The sequence below is a fragment of the Duganella sp. GW821-FHT07F09 genome (assembly GCF_059418705.1).
Genome location: NZ_JBWKQJ010000013.1, coordinates 25,284 through 49,063 on the forward strand (window position 1 = coordinate 25,284; position 23,780 = coordinate 49,063).

At 65.1% G+C, this 23,780-nt stretch carries 17 protein-coding genes; 11 read left to right on the top strand and 6 right to left on the bottom strand.

Translation table 11 applies throughout. The features are described from left to right. Positions 1–157: 157 nt before the first annotated feature. From AC07P1_RS28285 to AC07P1_RS28305, 5 genes are all read right to left on the bottom strand, one after another. A complete protein-coding gene (locus AC07P1_RS28285) occupies positions 158–625 on the bottom strand; it encodes a hypothetical protein (protein ID WP_494698967.1) in 468 nt (155 codons plus the stop codon). A 158-nt stretch (positions 626–783) separates the two neighbouring features. Beyond that, on the bottom strand, positions 784–2,232 hold the full coding sequence (locus AC07P1_RS28290) for an IgA Peptidase M64 (protein ID WP_494698968.1): 1,449 nt from the start codon (positions 2,230–2,232) through the stop codon (positions 784–786). A gap of 191 nt (positions 2,233–2,423) precedes the next feature. Then, the gene (locus AC07P1_RS28295; protein WP_494698969.1) at positions 2,424–3,665 is read right to left on the bottom strand and encodes a cyanophycinase; all 1,242 of its coding nucleotides are present in this window, start codon (positions 3,663–3,665) and stop codon (positions 2,424–2,426) included. 73 nt (positions 3,666–3,738) lie between these two features. Next, positions 3,739–5,058 carry a cyanophycinase gene (locus tag AC07P1_RS28300; RefSeq protein ID WP_494698970.1) on the bottom strand — a complete coding sequence of 440 codons (1,320 nt, stop codon included), beginning with the start codon at positions 5,056–5,058 and terminating at the stop codon, positions 3,739–3,741. 107 nt (positions 5,059–5,165) lie between these two features. Next, a complete protein-coding gene (locus AC07P1_RS28305; RefSeq protein ID WP_494698971.1) occupies positions 5,166–7,937 on the bottom strand; it encodes a TonB-dependent receptor in 2,772 nt (923 codons plus the stop codon). A 201-nt stretch (positions 7,938–8,138) separates the two neighbouring features. Here AC07P1_RS28305 and AC07P1_RS28310 point away from each other — a divergent pair, with 201 nt between their 5' ends. The 3 genes from AC07P1_RS28310 to argH all read left to right on the top strand — a co-directional run bounded on the left by AC07P1_RS28310 (position 8,139) and on the right by argH (position 12,322). After that, positions 8,139–9,287 carry a succinylglutamate desuccinylase/aspartoacylase family protein gene (locus AC07P1_RS28310; RefSeq protein WP_494698972.1) on the top strand — a complete coding sequence of 383 codons (1,149 nt, stop codon included), beginning with the start codon at positions 8,139–8,141 and terminating at the stop codon, positions 9,285–9,287. Between the two features lie 36 nt (positions 9,288–9,323). Further along, positions 9,324–10,718, top strand: coding sequence for a YfcC family protein (locus AC07P1_RS28315; protein WP_494698973.1), 1,395 nt, complete (start codon positions 9,324–9,326; stop codon positions 10,716–10,718). 206 nt (positions 10,719–10,924) lie between these two features. Next, entirely contained in the window at positions 10,925–12,322 is a 1,398-nt protein-coding gene (argH, locus tag AC07P1_RS28320; protein ID WP_494698974.1) for an argininosuccinate lyase, read from the top strand. Between the two features lies 1 nt (position 12,323). Here argH and AC07P1_RS28325 read toward each other — a convergent pair whose 3' ends face one another. Next, positions 12,324–12,980, bottom strand: a complete 657-nt coding sequence (locus tag AC07P1_RS28325) for a hypothetical protein (RefSeq protein WP_494698975.1) — start codon at positions 12,978–12,980, stop codon at positions 12,324–12,326. A 758-nt stretch (positions 12,981–13,738) separates the two neighbouring features. Here AC07P1_RS28325 and AC07P1_RS28330 point away from each other — a divergent pair. The 8 genes from AC07P1_RS28330 to AC07P1_RS28365 all read left to right on the top strand — a co-directional run bounded on the left by AC07P1_RS28330 (position 13,739) and on the right by AC07P1_RS28365 (position 23,780). Continuing rightward, positions 13,739–16,291 (top strand): M4 family metallopeptidase, encoded by a 2,553-nt coding sequence (locus AC07P1_RS28330; RefSeq protein WP_494698976.1) that lies wholly within the window; start codon positions 13,739–13,741, stop codon positions 16,289–16,291. Between the two features lie 71 nt (positions 16,292–16,362). Continuing rightward, on the top strand, positions 16,363–17,565 hold the full coding sequence (locus tag AC07P1_RS28335; RefSeq protein WP_494698977.1) for a type II secretion system F family protein: 1,203 nt from the start codon (positions 16,363–16,365) through the stop codon (positions 17,563–17,565). After that, a complete protein-coding gene (locus AC07P1_RS28340) occupies positions 17,562–19,244 on the top strand; it encodes a GspE/PulE family protein (protein ID WP_494698978.1) in 1,683 nt (560 codons plus the stop codon). The genes AC07P1_RS28335 and AC07P1_RS28340 overlap by 4 nt, the downstream gene beginning before the upstream one ends. Beyond that, the gene (locus AC07P1_RS28345) at positions 19,231–20,127 is read left to right on the top strand and encodes a hypothetical protein (RefSeq protein ID WP_494698979.1); all 897 of its coding nucleotides are present in this window, start codon (positions 19,231–19,233) and stop codon (positions 20,125–20,127) included. Before AC07P1_RS28340 ends, AC07P1_RS28345 begins: the two co-directional genes overlap by 14 nt. Next, entirely contained in the window at positions 20,124–20,702 is a 579-nt protein-coding gene (locus tag AC07P1_RS28350) for a hypothetical protein (RefSeq protein WP_494698980.1), read from the top strand. Before AC07P1_RS28345 ends, AC07P1_RS28350 begins: the two co-directional genes overlap by 4 nt. After that, positions 20,690–21,289 carry a hypothetical protein gene (locus AC07P1_RS28355; protein WP_494698981.1) on the top strand — a complete coding sequence of 200 codons (600 nt, stop codon included), beginning with the start codon at positions 20,690–20,692 and terminating at the stop codon, positions 21,287–21,289. The genes AC07P1_RS28350 and AC07P1_RS28355 overlap by 13 nt, the downstream gene beginning before the upstream one ends. Continuing rightward, complete coding sequence (locus AC07P1_RS28360) at positions 21,286–21,831, top strand: hypothetical protein (RefSeq protein ID WP_494698982.1); 546 nt, start codon at positions 21,286–21,288, stop codon at positions 21,829–21,831. Before AC07P1_RS28355 ends, AC07P1_RS28360 begins: the two co-directional genes overlap by 4 nt. Next, on the top strand, positions 21,828–23,780 hold the full coding sequence (locus AC07P1_RS28365; RefSeq protein WP_494698983.1) for a secretin GspD/PilQ domain-containing protein: 1,953 nt from the start codon (positions 21,828–21,830) through the stop codon (positions 23,778–23,780). The genes AC07P1_RS28360 and AC07P1_RS28365 overlap by 4 nt, the downstream gene beginning before the upstream one ends.

Sequence of the window (23,780 nt, forward strand, 5' to 3'; positions counted from 1 at the left end):
GGTCAGGTCCACCATTTCTACACGAACTCGGCTTTAGGCGGATGAATGCTCCGTCTACTGTCCGGCCCGTGTAGCATTGGTGGACCTGACCCCGGAGTGACGAATTTCTGGGCGAAAAAAAAGACGGGCAAGCCCGTCTTTTTTCTATTGCGCGCTATTAATGCTTAGCGGCGGCTTCTTTGACTTCGGCTGCGGCTTTCGCTTTCACGGCGTCGGTCTTGTTGGCGGCCAGCGCTTTGTCTTCGGTGGCGTCAACAGTTGCCTTGATCGCTTTGGCGTCGGCTTTCACAGCTTTTTTGTTGGCTTTTTCTTCAGCTTGGGCGATGTTCTTTTCGCCTTTTGCCGCAGCTTTAGCTTTGTCTTCTGGATCTGCCTTGGCGATTTTTTCGTTCGCTTTGGCGGCTTCCACGTTCACTTTAGCCTGGGCTTCGGCGTGGGTCTGGTCGGCTTTGGCGACGGCCTTGTTGGCCTTCTTGTCGGCTTTGGCGTCAACTTTCAGTTCTTTCTGTTCAGCCTTGGCGATGTCCTTGTTGGCTTCTTGCTGCGCCTTGGTGACTTCAGGCGTTTGTGCGAAGGCAGCGGTTGCGAACAGGCCGGCGATCAGGGTAGCGATGATTTTGCTCATGATATTTCCTCTCAAGTTTAATTTGGATGCGTTCTTATCTTATTAAAGCAAGACCTTTGGCCTTGCCTGCGTTGCGCTCTTGTTTAGAAGCGCCAGATCACGTATCCAGAATAGCAACTCGCACGGATGAGCTCTGTACGGTACCGTACTAAAACCGATTATTCGCTTTTCGACCGGGAATACAGGTCGATGATGGTGCTGATCCCGTCCGCGCACACGGAACAGAACTTGTCGCTGCGGTCGAACATGATGCACTGCATCTCGGGGCGGTAATAACCCTTGGCCTCGTAGTTCGCCCCCTCGAAGGCGCCCACCACGTGGCGGTGCGGATCGCGCGAGAACAGTTCGTTGGTGTGCTGCAGATCCTTGTGGAACAAGGCGCTCATCTCCGACTCCGGCCGGTTGGCCTGGCGCAGCGCGACGCGCTCCTTCTGGTACGCGCGCGACGCCGCCTCGTATTCATCCTTCTTCCAGGGCGTCGGCAACGGCGTGCCCTCCTTGACGAACTTCTTCCACTTCACGTTGGCCGGATCGTGCAGCGCCGTCGCATTCGGCTCCCACGGTTCCTGGCGCGTGGCGCCGCCGGTGGCGTAGGCCACAGGCGAGGTGTAGTACTCGTCCGCGAGTCCCGCGAAGTGGTGGCCGAATTCGTGCACGAACAGATAGTTGGCCCAATCGTTGTTGGCCGCCGCTGTGCTGAACTGGCCGAAGATGCCACCACCGCCGTAGGTGTCGTTGTTGACCAGGATCTCGATGAATTCATACGGCGCGTTCTGCGCCAGTTCGCGCAGCGCGCGGTTGTCGGTGGTCAGCACATAACGCTCGCTGCCGAAGATGTCGTAGCGGGTGCCCAGCGGCGACGCGTGGTGCACGCCGGTCGATGGACGCGACACGCCCGATTCCTGCGTCGGCAAGGCCAGCGCCCAGACGTTGAAGTCCTTGGCGCGTTCCTTGAACGGCGAGGTGTTGAACAGATGGTCGGCCAGGCGGCGCGCGGTGACCTCGAACTTCTTCATCTCGCCGGCCGTGTAGCCGTCGCCCAGGATCAGCAGATCGACCTTGTCCTTCGACGGGCCGTTGACGCGGATGCCGATCGGCTTCGCCGGCGCGGGCGCCTGCTTGCGCACCACGTCCATCGCGTCGGTGTCGACGCTGGTCGTCCACACCACGGAGAAGGCGCCGCGCTCGTCGCGCTTGAGGATGCGCACCTTCACCGGCTTGTCCGGTTTAGGGAAACGCACCGACTCCTGGAAACCGCGATTGGTCTTGCCCGCCTCCTCGGTGCTGGCCCATTCGGCGAACACGGTCGAAAAGCCGCGCGAGTACAGCACCTTGCCGGATGCGGCGTCGACCACCTCCACCAGGTTGTTGCCGCGATTGGTGTCGTCGATGGTGCGGCGCATGTCGCCCGGCCACGGCAGCGGCTCGATCACCACGCGCTCCATCGCGTACTGCTCGTTGAGCGCGTTGCCGCTGTGGATGTAGTCGAGGCGGACGGTGGCCGGCTGGGCGGCGACCACGGGTGCCGCCAGCGCGGGAAAGGCGCCGGCGGACAGCGCCAATATCAGCGCTGAGAAAAAGCGGCGGGAGGGAACGAATAGGCTCATGGGATTCCTGGCGAACGGTTGAAGACGTGACCGCTATTTTAGGTCGTCGCCGGGCCAGTGGCCTCGAAATTTAGTATGGTTTAGCGTCACACACGGCAACTTTAGTAAGGAATAGCAGGGGCTAGCAAGGGTTAGCAGAGATTAGCGGCATTTAGTAAAACCGCTTTTTTTGGCGCCACCACCCTCCCCGCCTAGTTTTTTTGCGTCGTCAGCGACTGGCCGATGTCGAGCGGGCGGATATCGAGCCGGACGTTGAGAATCGAGTAGCTTTGCACAGCCGCCGACGCCGATGCGTAGCCGACGCTGTCGCGCGTTTTACTGAAGGTGAACTGGAAGCCCAGCTCCGGCAGCAGCGATTGCGGGCCGCTGGTGGCGATGCCGATCGCCTCGACGCGGCGGTTGACGATCAGGCTTTCCATCAGATCCACCACCGCGTTGCGGCCAAGGATATCGGGCGAGAACACCGGCTGGTGCAGCACCGCGTGCTCCGCCCGCAACCGCCCGCCGGCCTTGGCCTCGGACGGCGTGAAGATATGCGAGGCCAGGTCGTAGCGGTCGCCCCGGTCCAGATAGCTGATCACCGCGTTGGAGACGTTGAAGCCGGCGCTGGCGGTATCGGTGGTGGCGCGCGACAGGTCGATCAGCAGCGCGCCCTTGTGGCCGACGATTTCCACGTTGCGGCGGCTGTCGACCACCATCGCCGTGTTCTCGTCGATCCCCAGCCCGAACTTGTAGCCCTTTTTCAGCATCGCCGGGATCATGCGGGCGAAGCGTCCACGGACCAGCAGGTGCTGGTCGATGAAGACATCGTCGCCGATGAAGCCCAGGCCGGGCGCGATTTCGCGGCCGTCGTTGACGCCGCCGCGCAGCATGCCGAATACCGAACGCGGCGCGTAAAACATGGTGCTGCTCATGATGGCTGCGCCGGCGCTGTCGCCGGCCACCACGCCGCCGTTCCGGTAGACGTCCCACACCGCCTCCAGCACCGCGCTGCGGCTGCCGTCCTCGCGCACCAGCGCCTGCGTGATGCGGGACTGGTCGCCACCGGAGAAGAACACGCCGCCGGCGCCGCGCACGGCCGCCGCCAGCTCGCCATCCTCGGCCACCCGGCGGAAATCGCTGCCGTCCAGGCGCACCGCCAGCGGCACCACGAAGGCGGCGGCGCCGTAGCCATTCAGACGCTCGACGATCCTGTCGCCCGTGCGTTGCGGATCGGCCGCCGCCGACGGCAGCACGGCGATGCGCGCGCCCGGCCCGCCGGCCAGCGCGACGATGCGCTGCCAGACGTCGGCGTTGTCGCCCCGCAGGCCGCCGCCGATGATCACCAGCGAACCCTTGGGACCGGCCGGCGCAGCCACGGCGCCATCCAGCGGCACGGCCAGCATCAGGACCGCCCCGATCAGGTGTTTCAACATGGTGCCCGGTGTGCGCATGGTGGCCGCCTCCCCAAATAAAAAGGGACGGCGCTTTGGGCGCCGTCCCTTCAAATATAACCCGATTTGCCCGCTACCGGTATCGGTAAAGCGGCTGCTGGAGCTGGATCGGCCGGATGTCCATCCTCAGCTTGAGCACCGAATAGGCCTCCACCTCGGTGGAGCTGTAACCGACGCTGTTGATGGTTTTACTGAACCGGAACTCGAAGCCCAGGTCCGGCGACGAGTCGCGCGGATTGCCGAAGGCGATGCCGATGGCCTCTTGCTGGGCGTTGTCGATCAGGTTCACCATCAGGTCGAGCACCGCGTTGTTGCCCAGGATGTCGTTGGTGTAGACGGTGCCGCGCATGTCCGGCTGGTTCGGATCGAGCTTGTTGTCCGCCTTGTCGGCAGACGGCGTGAACTCGCGCGAGACCAGGTTGAATTTGTCGCCCCGGTCCAGATAACTGATGGTGGCGTTGCTAATATTAAAACCCTTGATGCCGCGGTCGGTGATCGCCGCCGACAGGTCGAGCAGCAGCGCGCCGCTGTAGCCGATGATCTCCACGTCGCGGCGGGCGTTGACCACCATCGCGCTGTTCTCGTCGATGCCCAGGCCGATCTGATAACCTTTTTTCAACATCACCGGGATCATGCGGGCGAAACGTCCGCGCACCAGCAGGTGCTGGTCGACGAAGACGTCGTCGCCGATGAAGCCCAGGCCCGGGGCGATCTCGTTGCCGTCGGTGACACCCTGCTTGAGCATGTCCAGGGTCGCCTTGGCGTCGTAGAACATGGTCGTGCTCATGATGGCCGCGCCGGCGCTGGAGCCGGCCACCACGCCGCCGTCGCGGTAGACGTCCCACACCGCCTCCAGCGCCAGGGTGCGCGAGCCGTCCGGGCGCACCAGCGCCTTGGTGATGCGGGCCTGGTCGCCGCCGGTGAAGTAGATGCCGGTGGCCGAATGGATCAGCGCCACCACCTCCGGGTCCTCGGCGGCCTTGCGGTAGTCGCTGTTGGGCAGGGTCACGCCGAGCGGGATGAAGAACGCCTGGGCGCCATATTGATTGAGTTTGTTGACCGTGTTCTGCGCCGATTTTTCCGGATTGATCGAGGCCGAGCCGAACACACCGATGCGCGCGCCACGCCCGCCGGCCAGCTGCACGATGCGCTGCCAGACTTCCGCGTTGTCGGCGCGCAGGCCGCCGCCGATGACGACCAGGTTGCCCGCCGGCGGCGCCAGCACGGGCTTGGGCGGCGGCACCGCCTTGGCCGGCTTGCTGGCCTTGGTCCCCGACTGCGCCTTGGCCGACGACGTGGCGGCCGCTCCCTGGGCCGCATGCGCACTGACGCCGGCGAACACCAGCAGCCAAAGCAAGCAAAGGCGCTGGAACGTAGAACCTGTAAATTTCATGTTGCCCTTCCAATGATGAAACCGGCGCCGGGGCTTGCGCGCGGCGCCGTGGTAATACAGATGATACCAATCAATTACTTAAGCATGTATTACATTGTGGGGGGCTTTCATTTGAAGGCGTAGCTGGCGCTGGCGAAGAAGCGCCGCCCGCGCGGATCCGTGTAGGTCGGATCGTAGCCGGACAGGAAGAAGTACGCCTGGTTGGAGAACGGCGGCGCCTTGTCGAACAGGTTCTGGACCCCGGCGCGCAGCTTGAACGCCTTGCTCACCTGCCAGGCGCCCGACAGGTCCCACAGCGAGTAGGAGCTGACGTCGTTGGGCGCGACCACGGTGCCGTCGTCGGTGTTGATGGCCGAGTTCTGGTCGTGGTAGCCGCTCGAGAAGGTGTTCGACAGCGAGGCCGAATACGGTCCCTTGTCCCAGTCGAAGGTGATGGTGTGGCGCCAGCGCTGCACCACGCCGTCGGTGACGAAGCGGCCCAGGTTGCTCACAAACGGATCGTTGTTGTCGTTCTGGATCTTCGAGTTGAGCACGTAGGTGCCCGACAGGCGCCCGCCGAAATTGCCGGCCCAGGTGCGCACGCCGTTGTAGTCGAGGATGACGTCGATGCCCGAGGCCTTTTGCGCGCCGCGGTTTTCCTTGCGCAGTTCGATGTAGTCGATCACGCCGTCCTCGTCGCGGTGCACCAGGTTGCCGTACTTGGCCAGGTTGCCGAGGATGATGTCGTCGCCGATCTCGCTGATCAAGTCGGTGCGCTTGATGTTCCAGTAATCGATCGTCATCGACGCGTTCTTGCTCGGCTGGATCACCATGCCGGTCGAGAACTGGCGACTGCGCTCGGGCTTGAGGTTGGCGTTCGAGTAGCGGCGCGTGCTCCAGTTGTCGGCGCAATCGGCCAAGGTGGCGTCCTCGACGGCGCAGGCAAGCGGATCGGGCAAGGTGGCCGTCTGGCTATGTATCGTGGCGCGGTACAGGTCGTTCATCGACGGCGCGCGGAAGCCGCGGCCGGCCGAGGCGCGGAACAACATGGTCTTGGTCGGCGTGTAGCTGATGCCGACCTTGGGGCTGGCCGCGCCGCCGACGATCTGGTAGTGGTCGTAGCGGGCCGACAGTTGCGCCTCCCACTGCTTGGTGAACGGCAGCAGCAGCTCGCCAAACACCGCCTTGACCTTGCGGCTGTTGCTGTTGCCGCGCTCTTCCTCGGGCGCCGAATCGTTGTTGATGTTGTCGCTCAAGTACAGGTCCGACAGCGCGTAGCTGGTGCGCTCGCGGCGGTATTCGCCGCCGACGGCCAGCGCGGCGTCGCCGCCGGCCAGGGTGCCGACCGTGTGCGAGAGCTTGAAGTCGACCGAATCCATGGTGCCGCGCGCGCGCCGGGGCACGTCGTCGACCTGGATGCTGTTGAGCAAGTCGACGCCGGCCTGGCTGGACGGCCCGAACGGATTGATCAGGCCGTCGGCTATCCCCTGCAGCATCTTGTCCTTCAACAGGTAGCCGTGGGTGTCGCGGTCCTTGACCTTGTTGACGCTGTGGTTCAGGCCGACGTCGTAGTCCCAGCCGTTGGCGGTGCCGGTCAGGCCGACCACGTAGCGCTGGCTGTCGCTGGTCAACTCGGTGGCGCGGCGGCCGGCCTCGTTCATGCGCATGCGCAGGCCGACGGTGACGGGCGCGTCCGGATCGGCGTCCTCCTCGGGCGAGAGCGTGAAGCCGGCGAAGGCCGGGATCTTCTTGTAGTCGATTTCGGCGTCATCGGCGCGCGCGCCCGAGCCGATGTACCAGGTCTTCGAGTGGCTGATGGCCACCTCGGCGTACAGCTGGGTGTTCGGGTTGATCTGCAGCACGCCGCGGGTGAGCAGGTTGGTCTTGTCCGACTTGGGGAACAACTCGGTGTCGCGCATGTAGTCGTAGGTGCAGGCGTCGATGCCGCCGATGCCGGCCGGCAGGTACAGATTGGCCGGCGCCGCGCAGGTCGGTACGGACGGGTTGATGGTGCGGTTGGTGATCGGCTTGCCGTTGATGAGGAAGTTCTGCTCCTGCAGCTCGTCGCGCTGTGCGCTCGAGAGGCGGATGTTGGCCGGCGAGGTGTAGCCCGACAGCAGGTGCGGCAGGCGCTCGGGCACCCGCAGGTCGCCGATGAAATCGCGCTGCGAGGTGCTCAAGGCATTCGATTTTTGGACGTCTGCCACGGCGAACACGTTGAAGCCGTCCTTGGCAAGGTCGCCGAAACCGGCCGTGATGCTGGCCTTGCGTTTGCCGGCGCCGCCCTCCTCGGTTTTGAGGCCGTAGGCGTTCAGTTCCACGCCCTGGTAATCCTTGCGGGTGATGAAGTTGATCACGCCGCCGATGGCGTCGGTGCCGTACAGCGCGGAGGCGCCGTCGAGCAGCACTTCGACGCGCTGGATCGCGGCGGCCGGGATGTTATTGAGGTCGACGCCGGTGTCGTCGCCGGGGGAGGCGAAGTTGGCCATGCGGCGGCCGTTGAGCAGCACCAGCGTCGACGAGGTGCCGATGCCGCGCAGGTTGGCGCTGTTGAAGCCGCGCTGGTCGCCGCCGACGTTGATGCTGGCGCCGTCGGTCAGGCCGCCGACGTTGGCCGACAGGCGGGCCAGGATTTCCGAAGCGGTGGTCACGCCCACCTTGTCGATTTCCTCGCGGGTGATGACCTGCACCGGCAACGCCGTTTCCGACTCGATGCGCTTGATCGCCGAGCCGGTGATCTCCACCCGGGGCATCGGCTTGGCGGCGGTGTCGGCCGCCGGCGCGTCCTGGGCCAGCGCCAGGCCGGGCTGGCCGAGCACGCCGATCACCGCGCCCAAGCCGACCGCGCGGCGCACCGAGCGCGCCATCGTGGAAATTCGCATGCCGTGCAATTCAGCCATAATTCTCTCTCTGCGGGTTGTTGTGTTATATGTAAATAATTCCAATCAACTAACTGTACGCAGTTCGCGCCGAAAACTCAAGAAAGCGCCGTCCGATTCGGCCCGAACGATTTACTTTGTGAAAATAGTGCTACATACTCAAGCACTAAAGCCCGCGTTCAGCACGTCGCCGCCACCGTCAACCTTCCCTGCCAGACCATCATGCAAGTACAAAAACACCCCCTCTCCGGCCCGCACAGCAGCACCGCGTTCGAACTGACCAGCTTGCACTTCGGCACCCCGGGCGCCGGCAAAAAGGTCTACATCCAGGCCTCGCTGCACGCCGACGAGGTGCCCGGCATGCTGGTGGCGCAGTTCCTGCGCAAGCGGCTGGTGGCGCTGGAGGCGGCCGGCCAGATCGCCGGCGAGGTCATCCTGGTGCCGGCGGCCAACCCGATCGGGCTGGCGCAGGCGATCCACGGCGCCGCCTTCGGCCGCTTCGACCTGACCACCGGCGTCAATTTCAACCGCAATTACAAGCACGTGTTCGAGGACCTGAAAAAATCGCTCGAAGGCCTGCTGGGCCAGGACGCCGACGCCAACGTGCGCCTGATCCGCGAGCACGCGCGCGCCGCCATCGCCGAGTGGCGCCCGTCGACCGACGCCGACACCCTGAAAAAGGCGCTGATGACGATGGCCGTCGACGCCGACATCGTGCTCGACCTGCACTGCGATAACGAGGCGGTGATGCACATCTACGCCGGCACGCCGCTGGCCGAAGCCATCGCGCCGCTGTCGGCCCTGATGGGCGCGCACGCGCTGCTGCTGGCCTACCAGGCCGGCGGCGAACCGTTCGACGAGGCCTGCAGCCGCCTGTGGTGGGACCTGGAGCGCCACTTCGAGGGTAAATATCCGATTCCGCCGGCCTGCCTGTCGACCACCGTCGAGCTGCGCGGCGAGATGGAGGTCGGCTACGAGTTGGCGGAGAAGGACGCCGCCGGCCTGCTGCGCTTCCTGGTGTTGAGCGGCGTGCTGCGCGACGACGGCAGCGGCATGGGCGCCGCCGCCATCGCCGCCGGGCCGCTGCCGGTGCCGTTGTGCGAGGCCACGCCGCTCGAAGGCGTCGAGCCGCTGTACGCGCCGCACGCCGGGGTGCTGGTCTACACCCGCGACCTGGGCGAGCGCGTCGCGCCCGGCGACGCCATCGCCGACCTGATCGACCCGGTCAGCGGCGAGACGACGGTGGTGCGCGCCGGCGTGGCCGGCGTGTTCTTCGCCCGCAGCGCCCACCGCCACGTGCTGCGCGGGATGAACGTCGGCAAAGTGGCGGGCGCCCGGGCCTACCGCGCCGGCGATTTGCTGAGCCAATAAAACGATCACAATAAAAACGACAATAGCGACGCTCCCATGACCACCAAAAAATTCAAGCTGCCGCACACCTTCGTCCTGCTGTTCATCATCCTGGCGCTGATCGCCGCCGCCACCTGGCTGGTCCCCGGCGGCAAATACGACACCCACCTGGTCGACGGCAAACAGCTGATCGTGCCGGGCAGCTTCCACTACGTGCCGAGCGCGCCGCAGGGCGTGGTGGCGCTGCTCAAGGCGCCGATCAAGGGCTTCGTCGAGGCGGCGCAGATCATCGGCTTCGTGCTGATCGTCGGCGGCGCCTTCGCGGTGCTGCAAAAAACCGAGGCGGTCGACGCGATGATCAAGGCGCTGGCGCGCGCGCACAAGGATTCGGCCTTCATCCAGAAGGCGCTGATCCCGGTGTTCGTCACCTTGTTCTCGCTGGGCGGGGCCACCTTCGGCATGAACGAGGAGGCCATACCGTTCATATTGATTTTCGTGCCGCTGGCGCTGGCGCTGGGCTATGACACCATCACCGGCGTCTCGATCCCCTTCCTCGGTTCGCAGGTGGGCTTCGGCGCCGCCTTCCTCAATCCGTTCAACGTCGGCATCGCGCAGGGCATCGCCGGCGTGCCGGTGTTCTCCGGCTGGGGCTACCGGCTGATCGCCTGGACCATCGCCACGGCCATCACGGCCGCCTTCCTGATGTGGTACGCGGCGCGCGTGAAAAAGAATCCGCAACTGAGCCCGACGTACGCGCTCGACCTGGAAAAGCGCAAGGAGCGGCCCGAGGGACTGGGAGAACTGCACGGCATGACGGCGCGCCACAAGCGCGTGCTGTGGATCTTCGCCGGCTCGCTGGCCATCATGGTGGCCGGCGTGGTGCACTACGGCTGGTACATCGACGAAATCGCCGCGCTGTTCCTGACCATGGGCGTGGTCATCGGCCTGGTGGGGCGGCTCGACTCGGGGCAGATCGTCGAAGGCTTCATCCAGGGCGCGCGCGACCTGGTCGGCACGGCGCTGGTGATCGCGCTGGCGCGCGGCACGATGATCCTGGCGCGCGACGCCCAGATCATCGACACCATGCTGCACGGTTTGACGCCGCTGGTGCAATCGTCCAGCCCCATTTTCACGGCATGGAAAATGTTCGGCATCCAGACGGTGATCAACTTCTTCATCCACTCGGGCACCGGGCAGGCCGCGCTGACGATGCCGATCATGGCGCCGCTGGCGGACCTGGTCGGCGTGACGCGCCAGACGGCGATCCTGGCGTTCCAGTTCGGCGAGCTGACCACGCCGATGATCCCGACGTCGGGCATCACGGTGGGGGTGCTGGCGCTGGCGCGGGTGCCGTGGATCACCTGGGCCAAGTGGATGATCCCGCTGCAACTGATCTACGCGGTGATGGCGCTGGCGCTGCTGGTGCCGCCGGTCCTGATGAACTGGCAATAAAACCCGGGGGTCAGTGCCGACATTCGGACATTGTGGAACTTTTACGGGATAAAAAAGGTTCCCCGTTTTTCCGATTTGTCCGAATGTCGGCACTGACCCTGATTTTCGTGGGCAAAATGGCAATTTTGGCATATTTTTGAGCAGTTGACGGTTTATAATCCGTCCTGACAATCGACACCAATACCGCGAAAGCCATCCCCACCACTATGACCGCACAACTTTCCAAAAAGAGCGAAGCCTGGTCGGCCCGCTTCAACGAACCTGTTTCCGACCTCGTCAAACGCTACACCGCCTCCGTCTTCTTCGACAAACGCCTGGCCAAGGCCGACATCCAGGGCTCGCTGGCGCACGCCGAGATGCTGGCCGCGCAGGGCATCATCAGCGCCGCCGACCGCGCCGAGATCGAGCGCGGCATGGCGCAGATCTCGTCCGAGATCGAGGCCGGCCAGTTCGAATGGCTGCTCGACCTGGAAGACGTCCACCTGAACATCGAAAAACGCCTGACCGAACTGGTTGGCGACGCCGGCAAGCGCCTGCACACGGGCCGCTCCCGCAACGACCAGGTGGCCACCGACATCCGCCTGTACGTGCGCGCCGCCATCGACGACGTGGTCGAACTGCTCGGCGCCCTGCGCGGCGCGCTGACCGACCTGGCCGAGAAGAACGCCGACACCATCATGCCCGGCTTCACCCACATGCAGGTGGCGCAGCCGATCACCTTCGGCCACCACATGCTGGCCTACGTCGAGATGTTCGGCCGCGACGCCGAGCGCATGCTCGATTGCCGCAAGCGCGTCAACCGCCTGCCGCTGGGCGCCGCCGCGCTGGCCGGCACCACCTTCCCGATCGACCGCGAACGCGTGGCGAAAACGCTGGGCTTCGACGACGTCTGCCACAACTCGCTCGACGCCGTCTCCGACCGCGACTTCGCGATCGAATTCACCGCCGCCGCCGCGCTGATCATGACGCACGTGTCGCGCATGTCCGAGGAGCTGGTGATCTGGATGAGCCCCCGCGTGGGCTTCATCGACATCGCCGACCGCTTCTGCACCGGCTCGTCGATCATGCCGCAAAAGAAAAACCCGGACGTGCCGGAACTGGCGCGCGGTAAAACGGGCCGCGTCTACGGCCACCTGATGGGCCTTCTGACCCTGATGAAGGGCCAGCCGCTGGCCTACAACAAGGACAACCAGGAAGACAAGGAACCGCTGTTCGACACCGTCGACACCGTCGTCGACACCTTGCGCATCTTCGCCGACATGGCCGGCGGCATCAGCGTCAAGCCGGAGGCGATGCGCGCCGCCGCGCTGCAGGGCTACGCCACCGCGACCGACCTGGCCGACTACCTGGTCAAGAAAGGCCTGCCGTTCCGCGACGCCCACGAAGCCGTGGCCCACGCGGTGCGCGCCTGCGACGATTTGAAGATCGACCTGTCCGAAATGACGCTGGAGCAGCTGCGCGCCTATTCGGCCCTGATCGGGGACGACGTGTTCGCCGTGCTGACGCTCGAGGGCTCGGTGGCCGCGCGCGACCACGTCGGCGGCACCGCCCCGAACCAGGTGCGCAAGGCCATCGCCCGCGTGCGGGAACAGTTGGCCAAATAAGCTAGTGCATCACCAGCCGTGACAGCACCGAGAACGCCGCGCCGGTCTGCTCCTGCTTGAGCAGGATGGTCAGCTCGGTGTAGGTGCAGATCATGTTGACCAGGTTGATCTTGTCCCACGCCAGTTGCTTGAGGATGGCGTGGTAGATGCCCGGCTCGCGGCTGGTGTCGGGATTGAGGTGCAAGGTCACGGCGTTCAGATCGTCCTGCCGCGCGAGCAGCCGCTCGCCGGCGAACACCTCCTCCACCACCGGCATCAGCACCCGGCTGCAGATCACCATCACCTCGTTGACGCCGCGCGTCACCGTCACGAAGGCGCCGCGCAAAGGCTCGGCCTTGGCCAGCAGCTCGCGGTGGCATTCGTGGATGCGGTCGGAGTGGCGGAACGTGTATTCGGTCAGCTCCGTGCGGGTGGTCAGCTCGCCGGTTTTGTGCACCAGCGAGATCCCGCGGCTTGGCTGCTCCGGCAACCGTTCGGCCACGCGCCGCAGCGCCATCACCACGGCGGCCTGCCCCACCGGCTTCCACAGATCGCTCTCGATCTGCGGCTGCAGCTGGCGCGCCAGCTCCGACAAATTGATCAATCCCCGCCTCAGTCCCTCCGTCAGGAAGGACGACTCCATAACAATGCGTTCCACCTTGGTGGCAATCGATAGCATAAAAGATCCCCCTGCCCGCGCGCCGGCGGACAAAACCTGAACAACTAGCTGGCGCTGCGTCCCGCGACCCACCGTGATCGGCGGCCGCGGACGATGCGATACCCGCGCCGGCGTCCCGGATAGGGACTGGCCGGCGGCCGGTATGCAGCTAACATGACAAACTACGCGACCGCGCTAGATGGGAGGCGGCAGCGCGGTACGGTTGGCGCGCAGGGAGCGCGTGGCGATGCGAACGTCTTGAGGGTGTGTGGTCATTTTCTCTTTTCCTGAAGTTCCCGGGTCGCGCTTGCGGAGTCGTGCCCCTGCGCTTTTTATGCGCCGGCTCGTGGCAATAAGCTGCGGCCGGCATGACCTAGTTTAATTCGCAAGATTAAAAATTTGCAACAGCCTTGCTGAAAAGATGAGCATAGTGTTGCATAGCAACCGAAACTTGCGGCATCGATCAACTTCATGATTGATTTACGACAAAACACGGCAATCGTGCGCGGGTTAACCCGCCTGACGTGCTAGGGCGCCCCACCTCCAAAGCCATAGACCCGCCGCGCAAAATGTCTCATTTGAGACATTTTTTTGGTCCGCGACCAATTTTCAAAGATTTTTGACTTCGTGATCTTGAAAAGAATAGTGTCGTTTTTACTCGCCGTTTTGACGCAAAAAAATCGCCGCGCAGCCATCCGTCAGCGCGGTATCGGAGACGCCGAGTTGGCCGCCACCATGGCCAGGCAAACCTTCGCGCACCTACCCACCCTGGAGAAGAGATGAACCAACGTAAGACCCTACTTACCGCATCCGTCGTCGCCGCATTGTCGATACTCGCTTCGAACGCCGCCTGCGCGGCCGGCCCGCTGATGGCGGCCCCAGTCAGCCTCGCCTCTCCACAAGAGACGGCGGGACTGGTGGCCAAACTGACCGCGCTCGACGCGCGGCGCGGCATCGGCAGCGACAACAGCTTCCGCATCGCCAGCCAGCATCCCGGCGTCGTCGGCGAGAAGATCGTCCGCGCACAGCACACCTACAAGGGCCTGCGCGTGTTCGGCTCCGAATCGGTGGTGGTGACCAACGGCGCCGGCGACATCGTCAGCGAATCGGTGGCGGACCGGCGCGCCGGATTGGCCGCCAACGCCAACAGCACCAGTTCGGAGGCGGGCCGCCAGCTCGCCGCGCCGGTGACGGACCTGACGCCGGCACTGAGCTCCGGCGACGCCATCGACAAGGTCGTCAAGGCGGTGGCGCCGCGCGGCGTGCACCGCTGGACGCCGAGCGCCGAGCTGCTGATCTATCCGGTGGTGAAATCGGTGCGCGTACCGTCCGCCGTCAACAAGTCCGAGGCCGCGCTCAACGCGCTCGATCTGGAGGAAGTGGTCGACCGCTACGTGCTGGCCTACTATGTGCAAACCCGCATGGCGCAAGACCGCAAGCCGGTCTACTACGACACCATCATCGACGCCAAGACCGGCGCCGTGGTCGCGCAATGGAAGGCGCTGCAAACCGTGGTCGGCACCGGCAACAGCCAGTACAACGGCGCGGTCCCGATCAACACCTCGCAGTCCGGCAGCACCTTCCAGATGCTCGACTCCACGCGTGGCACGGGCGGCAAATTCGGCGGCATGGCCATCACCAACGCAAACCACGCATCGGCCGACAATCCGACCCCCGGCACCATCTACACCAACAGCAGCAACACCTGGGGCGACGGCCAACAGTACATCAACGGCGGCAGCACCACCAACGCCAACGGCCAGACAGCGGCGGTCAACGCGCTGTGGGGCTTGATGAACACCTACGACACCAACAAGAACGTATTGGGCTGGCAATCGCTCGACGGTAACAACACGGCGACCTACATCGCCGCCCACGTCGATACCGCCTACGACAACGCCTTCTTCGACCCAAGCTGCAAATGCATGTACATCGGCGACGGCGGCAGCAGCTTCTACAACCTCGGTTCGATCGACGTGATCGGCCACGAAATGTCGCACGGGATCACCGACGCCACCTCGAACCTGACCTACGCGGGCGAATCGGGCGGCTTGAACGAATCGCACTCCGACATCGGCGGCGAGATGGTCGAAGCGTACGCGCGCGCCGGCGGCACCGGCACCGTGATCCCGGCCGCCGGCAACGATTGGATGACGGGCAAGGAGATCGCGCGGAACGGACAGCCGCTGCGCTGGCTGTACAAGCCAAGCAAGGATGGCCGCAGCCCGAACGCCTGGAGCAGCACGATCAAGAACATCGACGTCCACCTGTCGAGCGGTCCTAACAACCGCATGTTCTATTTCCTGTCGCAGGGATCGAACGCCACCACCACCAGCGACTACTACAGCCAATACCTGGTCAAGAGCCCCGCCGCGATGACCGGCATCGGCAACGACAAGGCCTATCGCATTTGGTTTAAAGCGCTGACCACCAAGTTCACGTCGTCGACCAACTACGCCGACGCCCGCGCCAAGGTGCTGCTGGCGGCGCAGGAGCTGTATGGCACGGGCTCGAAGGAGGCCATCGCCGTGCAGCGCGCCTACGCGGCCATCAACGTCGGCGCCGACGTCGACGAAACCGGCGGCGGCTCGGGCGTCTCGATCTCGACCCAGCCGGCCAGCGTGACCGTGGCCGTGGGCGCGACCGCGTCGTTCAGCGTCGGCGCCAGCGGCGGCACGTCGCCGTACACCTACAAGTGGTTCCGCAACGGCACGCAGATCAGCGGAGCCACCTCGGCCACCTACTCGCTGACGGCGCAAACGGCCGACAACGGCGCGGTGTTCAACGCCGTCGTCAGCGATTCGTCCTCGCCGGTCAAGACCGCAACGTCGGGCAACGCCACCTTGACCGTCGGCGGCACCAGCGGCGGCGCCGAGAAGATCGTCAACGGCGGCTTCGAGTCCGGCACCACCGGTTGGGCCGGCACCACCGGCGCGATCGGCACCTTCACCGGCCAAACGGCCTTCGAAGGCGCGCGCTACGCCTGGTTGGGCGGCAACGGCAGGACCGCGACCGAGACGCTGACGCAGAGCGTGGCGATTCCATCGGCCGCCACCACCGCCACGCTGACCTTCGCGCTGCACATCGACACCGCCGAAAGCGGCACCACCGCCTACGACAAACTGGTCGTGACCGTGAAGAACAGCGCCGGCAGCGTGCTGGGAACCCTGGCCACGTACTCGAACGCGAATGCGGCCAGCGGCTACCAGACCCGTACCTTCAACCTGGCCGCCTACAAAGGCCAGACCGTGACCCTGTCGTTCGCGGCCACCGAGGACACGTCGCTGCAAACCTCGTTCGTGGTCGATAAGGTCAGCCTGGTCACGCAGTAAGGTAGACAGGGGCGGCGCCGCGGCATGGTCGCCGCCCTGTTTTTAAAGCCACTCGGTATGCAAAGTATGCGATGCAGTTTCGATTACAAGTGCAGGGCGGGCCTGGGGGCCGGCAAACCATAGCGATCGACGCCGCCAGCGAGGCGGAGGCGGTCCGGCAGGCGGCGCGCAACGGCTGGCGCGTGCTGGCCATCGACAATACCGGCGCCACGGGCGCGGGGGAACGTCTACGCTCCGGCATCGGCAAACAGCCCTTCCCGCTGCTGCAATTCAGCCAGGAGCTACTGGCGCTGCTCGAAGCGGGACTCAATCTGAGCGAGGCCACCGCCACGCTGCTCAACAAGGAAACCCGCGCCGGCGCGAGCGCGACGCTGGCCGCGATCCAGCGCTCGCTCCAGCAAGGCAAAAGCTTTTCCGACACCCTGGCGGACTTCCCCGCCGTGTTCCCCGAACTGTACGTCGCCACCGTGCGCGCGGCCGAACGCTCCGGCAACCTGCCCGAGGCGCTGGCGCGCTTCGTCGGCTACCAGTTGCAGTTCGACGCGATCCGCAAAAAACTCGTCTCGGCCGCGATCTACCCCGCCATGCTGCTGGTGGTCGGCAGCCTGGTCACCTTGTTCCTGCTCGGGTACGTGGTGCCAAAATTCAGCGTGGTGTACGAAAGCTCCGGCCGCGATATCCCGTGGGCGTCGCAGATGCTGCTCGGCTTCGGCCAGGCGCTCGCCGCCCATCCCTGGCTGTGCGCCGGCGCGCTGGCTGCCGTTTGCCTGGCGGCGGTGCTCGGCATAACCAACGCCGCGCTGCGACAGCGGCTGGTGCTGGCGGTGCTGCGGTTGCCGGTGTTGTCGGCCAAGGCGGCCGAATTCCGGCTGGCGCGCTTCTACCGCGCCCTCAGCCTGCTGCTGCACGCCGGCATACCACTGGCCAGGGCGCTGGCGATGACCAACGCCATGCTGCTGCCGTCGCAGCAACCGCAGTTGGTGCAAACGCGCCGCGCGGTCGAACAAGGACTGCCCTTTTCCACCGCGCTGGAACAGAACGCGCTCGCTACCCCGGTGGCGCAATCGCTGCTCAAGGTCGGCGAGAACACCGGCCGCCTGGGCGACATGCTGGAACGCTCGGCCAAATTCCACGACGAGGAGTTCGCGCGCTGGGTCGACTGGGCTTCGCGCCTGCTGGAACCGGTTTTGATGACGCTGATCGGTGTGGTGATCGGCGGCGTGGTGGTGTTGATGTACATGCCGATCTTCGAGTTGGCGGGGAGTTTGTCATGAATGCACGTGAACCGGCCGTCCTCGGCCCCGAGATGCTGCACAGCGCGCGCGCTGCCGCGCTGGCGCAGGGCCGTCCGCCGATGACGGTGATGGAGGAGATGTCCGGCCTGACGCCGGAGGAATTCACGCGCCAGCTCGCGCAGCTGTTCTTCTATCCGGCCTGGCCGATGGCGTGGCTGCAGGCGGCGTTGCCGGCCTTCGACCTGCTGTCCTTCACCGACTGCGCCCAGCGCGAATGCGTGCTGTTGCGCGTCGACGACGGAGCGCCGGTTCTGGTGATCGGCAATCCCTTCGCCGACGACACCTTGCAATGGGCCGACTACGCGATCGGCGTCGGCTACACCGTGGCGCTGGCGCACCCGGACGACCTGACCGCCTATCTGGCGCAGCAGGAGAACGTGCAGCAAGCCATGCAGGACATGATGGAGGACGGCAGCCACGGCGAGCTGTCAGGTCTCGATCAGGGCATCGAGGACATCTCGCTGATACGCATCAGCGAAGACAGCAGCCCGGTCGTCAAACTGGTCAACTCGACCATCTACGACGCGCTCAAATTCCAGGCCAGCGATATCCACCTGGAGTGCGACGCGGCCAGTTTGATCATCAAATACCGTGTCGACGGGGTACTGGTGCAGGCCGGCCAGGTGCAGGGCCTGCAGATGGCCGAGCAGATCATTTCCCGCATCAAGGTGCTGGCGGAACTGGACATCGCCGAGCGCCGCGTCCCGCAGGACGGTCGCTTCAAGGTGCGCGTGAAAGGTAGCGAGATCGACTTCCGGGTCTCGATCATGCCCAACATCTTCGGCGAGGACGCGGTGCTGCGGCTGCTGGACCGGCGCGCGCTGACCGAGGCGGCGCAGGCGCTGCGGCTGGAAAACCTGGGTTTGAACAGCGACGCCATCGTGCAAATCCGGCGCCTGGCCGCCAAGCCGCACGGCATGCTGCTGGTAACCGGGCCGACCGGCTCCGGCAAGACCACCACGCTGTACGCGGCCATCACCGAGATCAATACGGGCCGCGACAAGATCGTCACCATCGAAGACCCGGTGGAGTATCGCTTGCCGCGCGTGCTGCAAATCCCCGTCAACGAAAAGAAGGGCCTGACCTTCGCGCGCGGCCTGCGCTCCATTCTGCGCCACGATCCCGACAAGATCATGATCGGCGAGATCCGCGACGACGAAACGGCGCAGATCGCGGTGCAGGCGTCGCTGACGGGCCACCTGGTCTTCACCACGGTCCACGCCAACAACGTGTTCGACGTGGTCGGCCGCTTCCTGCACATGGGCGTGGACCCGTACAGCTTCGCGGCGGCGTTGAACGGCATCGTCGCGCAGCGGCTGCTACGGCTCAATTGCGAGCATTGCGCGGTCGATATCGAACCCGATCCCCAGGACTTGAAGGACAGCGGCCTGGCACTGGCGGATGTGGGCGAGTGGCGCTTCAAGGCCGGCGCGGGGTGCGGACATTGCCGGGGCACCGGCTACAAGGGCCGCAAGGCGGTGGCCGAAGTGCTGATATTGAACGACGCCATGCGCGAGATGATCTGCACCCGCGCGCCGGTCTCGCGCATGAAGGAGGAAGCCGCGACGATGGGATTCCGCCTGGCGCGCAGCGCCGGTCTCGATCTGGTGCGGCAGGGCGAAACCACTTTACTGGAGCTCAATCGTGTCACTTATTGAACGTCTGACCCGGCCTCTCCAGGCGACCAGGTTACGCCCCCTGGCCGCGCGCAGCCTGCATATCCTGATGGCGCCGCAACAGCTGTCTTGCGTCGTGCGCCAGGGCCGCCGCGTCATCGAGGGCAGCGCGCAACAGATCGCGCTGGTCAATCCCGCAGGCCATTGGCAAGTCGGCCTCGATGCGCTGCGCGCGATGCTGGTCGAATCGGCGACGGCATGGGCGGGCCTGCCGCTGGAGATCAGCCTCTCCGGTCGCTGGAGCCATATGGTGCTGGCGCCGTGGAGCGACGCGCTGCTGTCGGAGCCGGGCGCCGCCCACTTCCTGCAATCGCAACTGACCGCCCTTTACGGCGACGCCGCGCGCGGCTGGCATGTCGTCGGCGACGATGCGCCTTACGGCCAGGCGCGCGTCGTCTGCGGCATCGACGCCACGTTGCTACACGCGCTCAAGGAGCTGGCCGGTGAATGCGCTCACTCGTGCCGCGTCGTCGAACCCTTGCTCTGCACCGCGCTGCGCGCACTGTCGGCGGAGGATATGCGCGCGCCCTCCGCCGCCCTGGCGCTGATCGAACCCGGACGTATCACCATGGCGGCGCTGAATCGGGGACGAATCGTGGCAATCCAGTCGCAACCAGCCAGCGGGGCATGGCGGCAGGAGCTGCCGCAAGCCTGGCAGCGCTGGACTCTGCGCCTGCCGGAGTTGGCCGCCATCGAGCACGTTACCGTGGTCGATCCGGGGACCGCCTCCGGTATCGCGCCCGGCGCCATCGTCCAACTGGTCGCGGATACCCTGCCGCCGCGCTTCCGTATCGTTGCCAACCCATTCGGCGCCGCCGTGATGGAACCGCAGCCGAATACCGCTTCATCGGGAGTCGCGGCATGACCCGCCTTGATTTTATTCCACGCGCGGCGCCGCTAACCGGCTGGCGGCTGGCGGTGCTTGCCGTCGGATTGCTGATGCTTATGCCGGCGGCCATCAACTGGATGGCGCAGCGACAAACCGTCGCTCGCCTGCACGCGCGGCTGGATGCGCAGTCGGCAGCGCTGCAACCGCAGCGCCTGACCCGGCCCGCGCTGGCGCCGGCGCAACAGCAGCAAATGGACCTTCAGGTGAAGGCGGTGGCGGAGGCGGTGCGTCAACTGAACCTGCCTGTCACGCGCCTGCTCAAGACCATCGAGGCGCGCGAGGATATGCGCATCGCCCTGCTGGGACTCGATCTGAATGGCGAGCCGGCCCAGGATGGCGAAGCGGCCGCGCCATCGAGGCCCGCAGGCACCCTGAAAATCAGCGCCGAAGCGGAAACCGCACAGGACATGATCAACTACCTCGCCTTCCTGAATCAGCAACGGATGTTCCGGTCGGTGTATCTGCTCAAGCACGAGATGACCGGCGCGGTGTCCGGCGCCAGCGGTGAGCGCCCGTATCAATTTCAGCTGGAGGCACAATGGCGGCAGTAAAACCCGGCAAAGCTATAAAGCTGAACATGGCGCCCAATCTGGCGGGCCGGCTGGTTTGGCAAGCGCGGCGCCGGATGCGTCTCACCGGCGCCGGCGCGGTCATCGGCATCGCTTGCGCCCTGCTTGCGCTGCTGGCCCAATGGCACTCGACGCAACTGGAACAGCAGCGGGTCGCTCTAATCGGGCAGCTGAACACCGCCGCACGCGCGGCCGCGATACCCCGCGCCCCGGTGGTGACCACCGCCAGCGGCGTCGCCGCATTCTTCCATCATCTGCCGCCGCATGACGCGATTCCCGACCAGCTCAAGGAATTGGTGCGGGTGGCGCAGCAGAGCAACATCCCGCTGGCCAAGGCGGAATACAAGCCGGAGCGGGACGCCAACGCAGGATTCCTGCGCTACCGGATCACGCTACCCGTCAAAGCCGATTTCGCCAATGTGCAAAGCTTCCTCATCACCGCGCTGCAAACGCTGCCGACGCTGACGCTGGAGTCGGTCGCCTTCAAGCGCGAGCAGATCGAGGCCGGCGAAGTCGAGGCCCGTATCCAGTTCGTTCTGCTGGTACGGCGGCAGGAGGAGCGGCGATGAGGAAAATCGTACTTGGCACGGCAGCCGTCGCGACTTTGCTGGCGGCGTGGTTCGCGCCCGAGCAGGACGGCGGCGTGGTGGGTCCGGCGGCGGCCACCCCGCGCGAGGTATCGGTCCCCGCCAGCGCTCCGCAACCGGATGCGCTTCCCGCGGAAATCGCCGCCGTGGAGGCGGCGCCTCCGGCCGGCGTCGATCTGCAAATCCATTCGCGCGTGGCGGACGATGAATTGGGTAACGTGTTCGGCAAACAAAGCTGGGCGCCACAGTCGCCGCTCAAGGTGATGGCGGAACAAATAACGCCAGCGCGCCAGAGCGCCACGCCATCAGGCCCGCCGCCACTGCCGTTCCACTTCATGGGCCGCTTCACCGACGAAGGCAAGACCGCCTATTTCCTGCAAATCGACGGGCAGAACGTGGTCGCCCGCCCCGGCGAAAAAATCAACGACAACTACCTGCTCGACAGCGTCAGCGGCGACACGATGAACTTCATCTATCTGCCGCTCAATCAGAAACAATCTCTCGTTGTAGGGGACACCAATTGAACAAGACCATCGCCACGCGCTTCCACGTGATCGCAGCCAGCCTGCTGCTGTGCGCCTGCGCCGGCAACCAGACCTTCAAGGAAGGCAACGCGCTGCTGGACGCCGGCCAAATCGACCAGGGGCTGGCCAAACTGGAACAGGCGGCCAAGGAAGACCCGCACAACGCCGAATACCGCATCGTGCTGTTGAATCGCAGGCTCAAACTGGTCAACGCGATGAACAGCCGCGCCGACGCGCTGCGGCTCAAGGGCCAGGGCATCGAAGCGGCCAAGTTGTACGAGCAGGCACTGACGATCGATCCCGCCAACCAGGTGGCGCGCCAGGGCCTGTCGGCGCTGACGCAGGACCAGCGCCACCAGCAGGTGATGGCGGACGCCGAAGCGCTGTACCAGCGCGGCGGCGAAGCGGATCTGGCGCAGGCGCAGGAACTGCTGCGCCCCTCGCTGGCACAGCGCCCGGGCCAGCGCGACCTGCTGCGGCTCAAGGCGCGGTTGAACGACGCGCAGACGCGCCTGCGGCCCGCCAACGGCCGGCTGGCCGCCGCCTACCGTAAACCCGTCACGCTGGAATTTCGCGACGCGCCGGTGCGCGCGGTGTTCGATTTCATCGGCAAGGTGTCCGGCCTGAATTTTGTCTTCGACCGCGAAGTCGATCCGGCGCTGCGCGCGACGATCTCGGTGCGCGACACCAGCATCGAGGAGGCAATCGGCATGCTGCTCAGCGCCAATCAGCTGGAGCAAAGCATCACCGGCGACCGTTCCATCACCATCTATCCGAACAATCCGCAAAAGGTGAAGGACTACCAGCAACTGGTGGTTCGTAACTTCCTGCTGGCGAACGCCGACGTCAAGACGGTGGCGTTTTCGCTCAAGACGCTGCTCAAGGCAAGGGATATCGTCACCGACGAGCGTATCGGCAGCATCATCATGCGCGACACGCCCGCCATGATACGCATGGCGGAGCGGATCATCTCCATGCAGGACGTAGCCGATCCGGAGGTCATGCTGGAGGTGGAGGTGCTGGAGGTCAAGCGCACGCGCGGCCAGGAGCTGGGCATCCGCTGGCCCGATTCCGCCGGCCTGACCTTGCTGGGCAGCGGCGAATTCGGCGCCTTGAACGTGGGCGACCTGCGGCACATAAACAGCGGCAAGATCGGCCTGGAACTTGGTTCCGTCAAACTCAATGCCAACAAGACCGACACGGACAGCAATATCCTGGCCAATCCGCGCATCCGCGTGCGCAACAAGGACAAGGCAAAGGTGCTGATCGGCGACCGCGTGCCGGTGATCACGGTGACCACCAACAATGGCGTCAGCGCCGACAGCGTCAATTATGTGGACGTGGGCCTGAAACTCGATGTCGAACCTAACGTGTATCTGGACGACGAGGTGGCCATCAAGATCAACCTGGAGGTGAGCAGCGTGGTCAAGGAGATCATCAGCAAATCCGGCACCCAGGCCTACCAGATCGGCACGCGCAGCGCGGCCACCGTGCTGCGGCTGAAGGATGGCGAAACACAGGTGCTGGCGGGCCTGATCAACGACGAGGACCGCACAACGGCCAACAAGATTCCGGGCATCGGCGATCTGCCGATGATGAGCCGCCTGTTCGGCAGCCAGAAGGACGACTCGACCCGCAGCGAGATCGTGCTGTCGATCACGCCGCGCATCCTGCGCTCGATACAGCGTCCGGAACTGCCAGCGGCGGAATTCAACTCGGGCACCGAATCCGATGTCGGTGGGCGCGGTCAGTCCGGCGCCACCTTGGCCTCGGCCGGTGACATGGCGCAGGGCATGGTGCAAGACAGCGTACCCACGCAACCGGCGGCGGACAACACGGCCGTAAACAACGGTTCGGGCATGACCGGCGCCGATAGCGCGCTGATGCCGCAGGCGTCCAAGCCCGAGCCCACCGGCCAGACGCCGTACCCGCCGAAGAAGGGACAATAG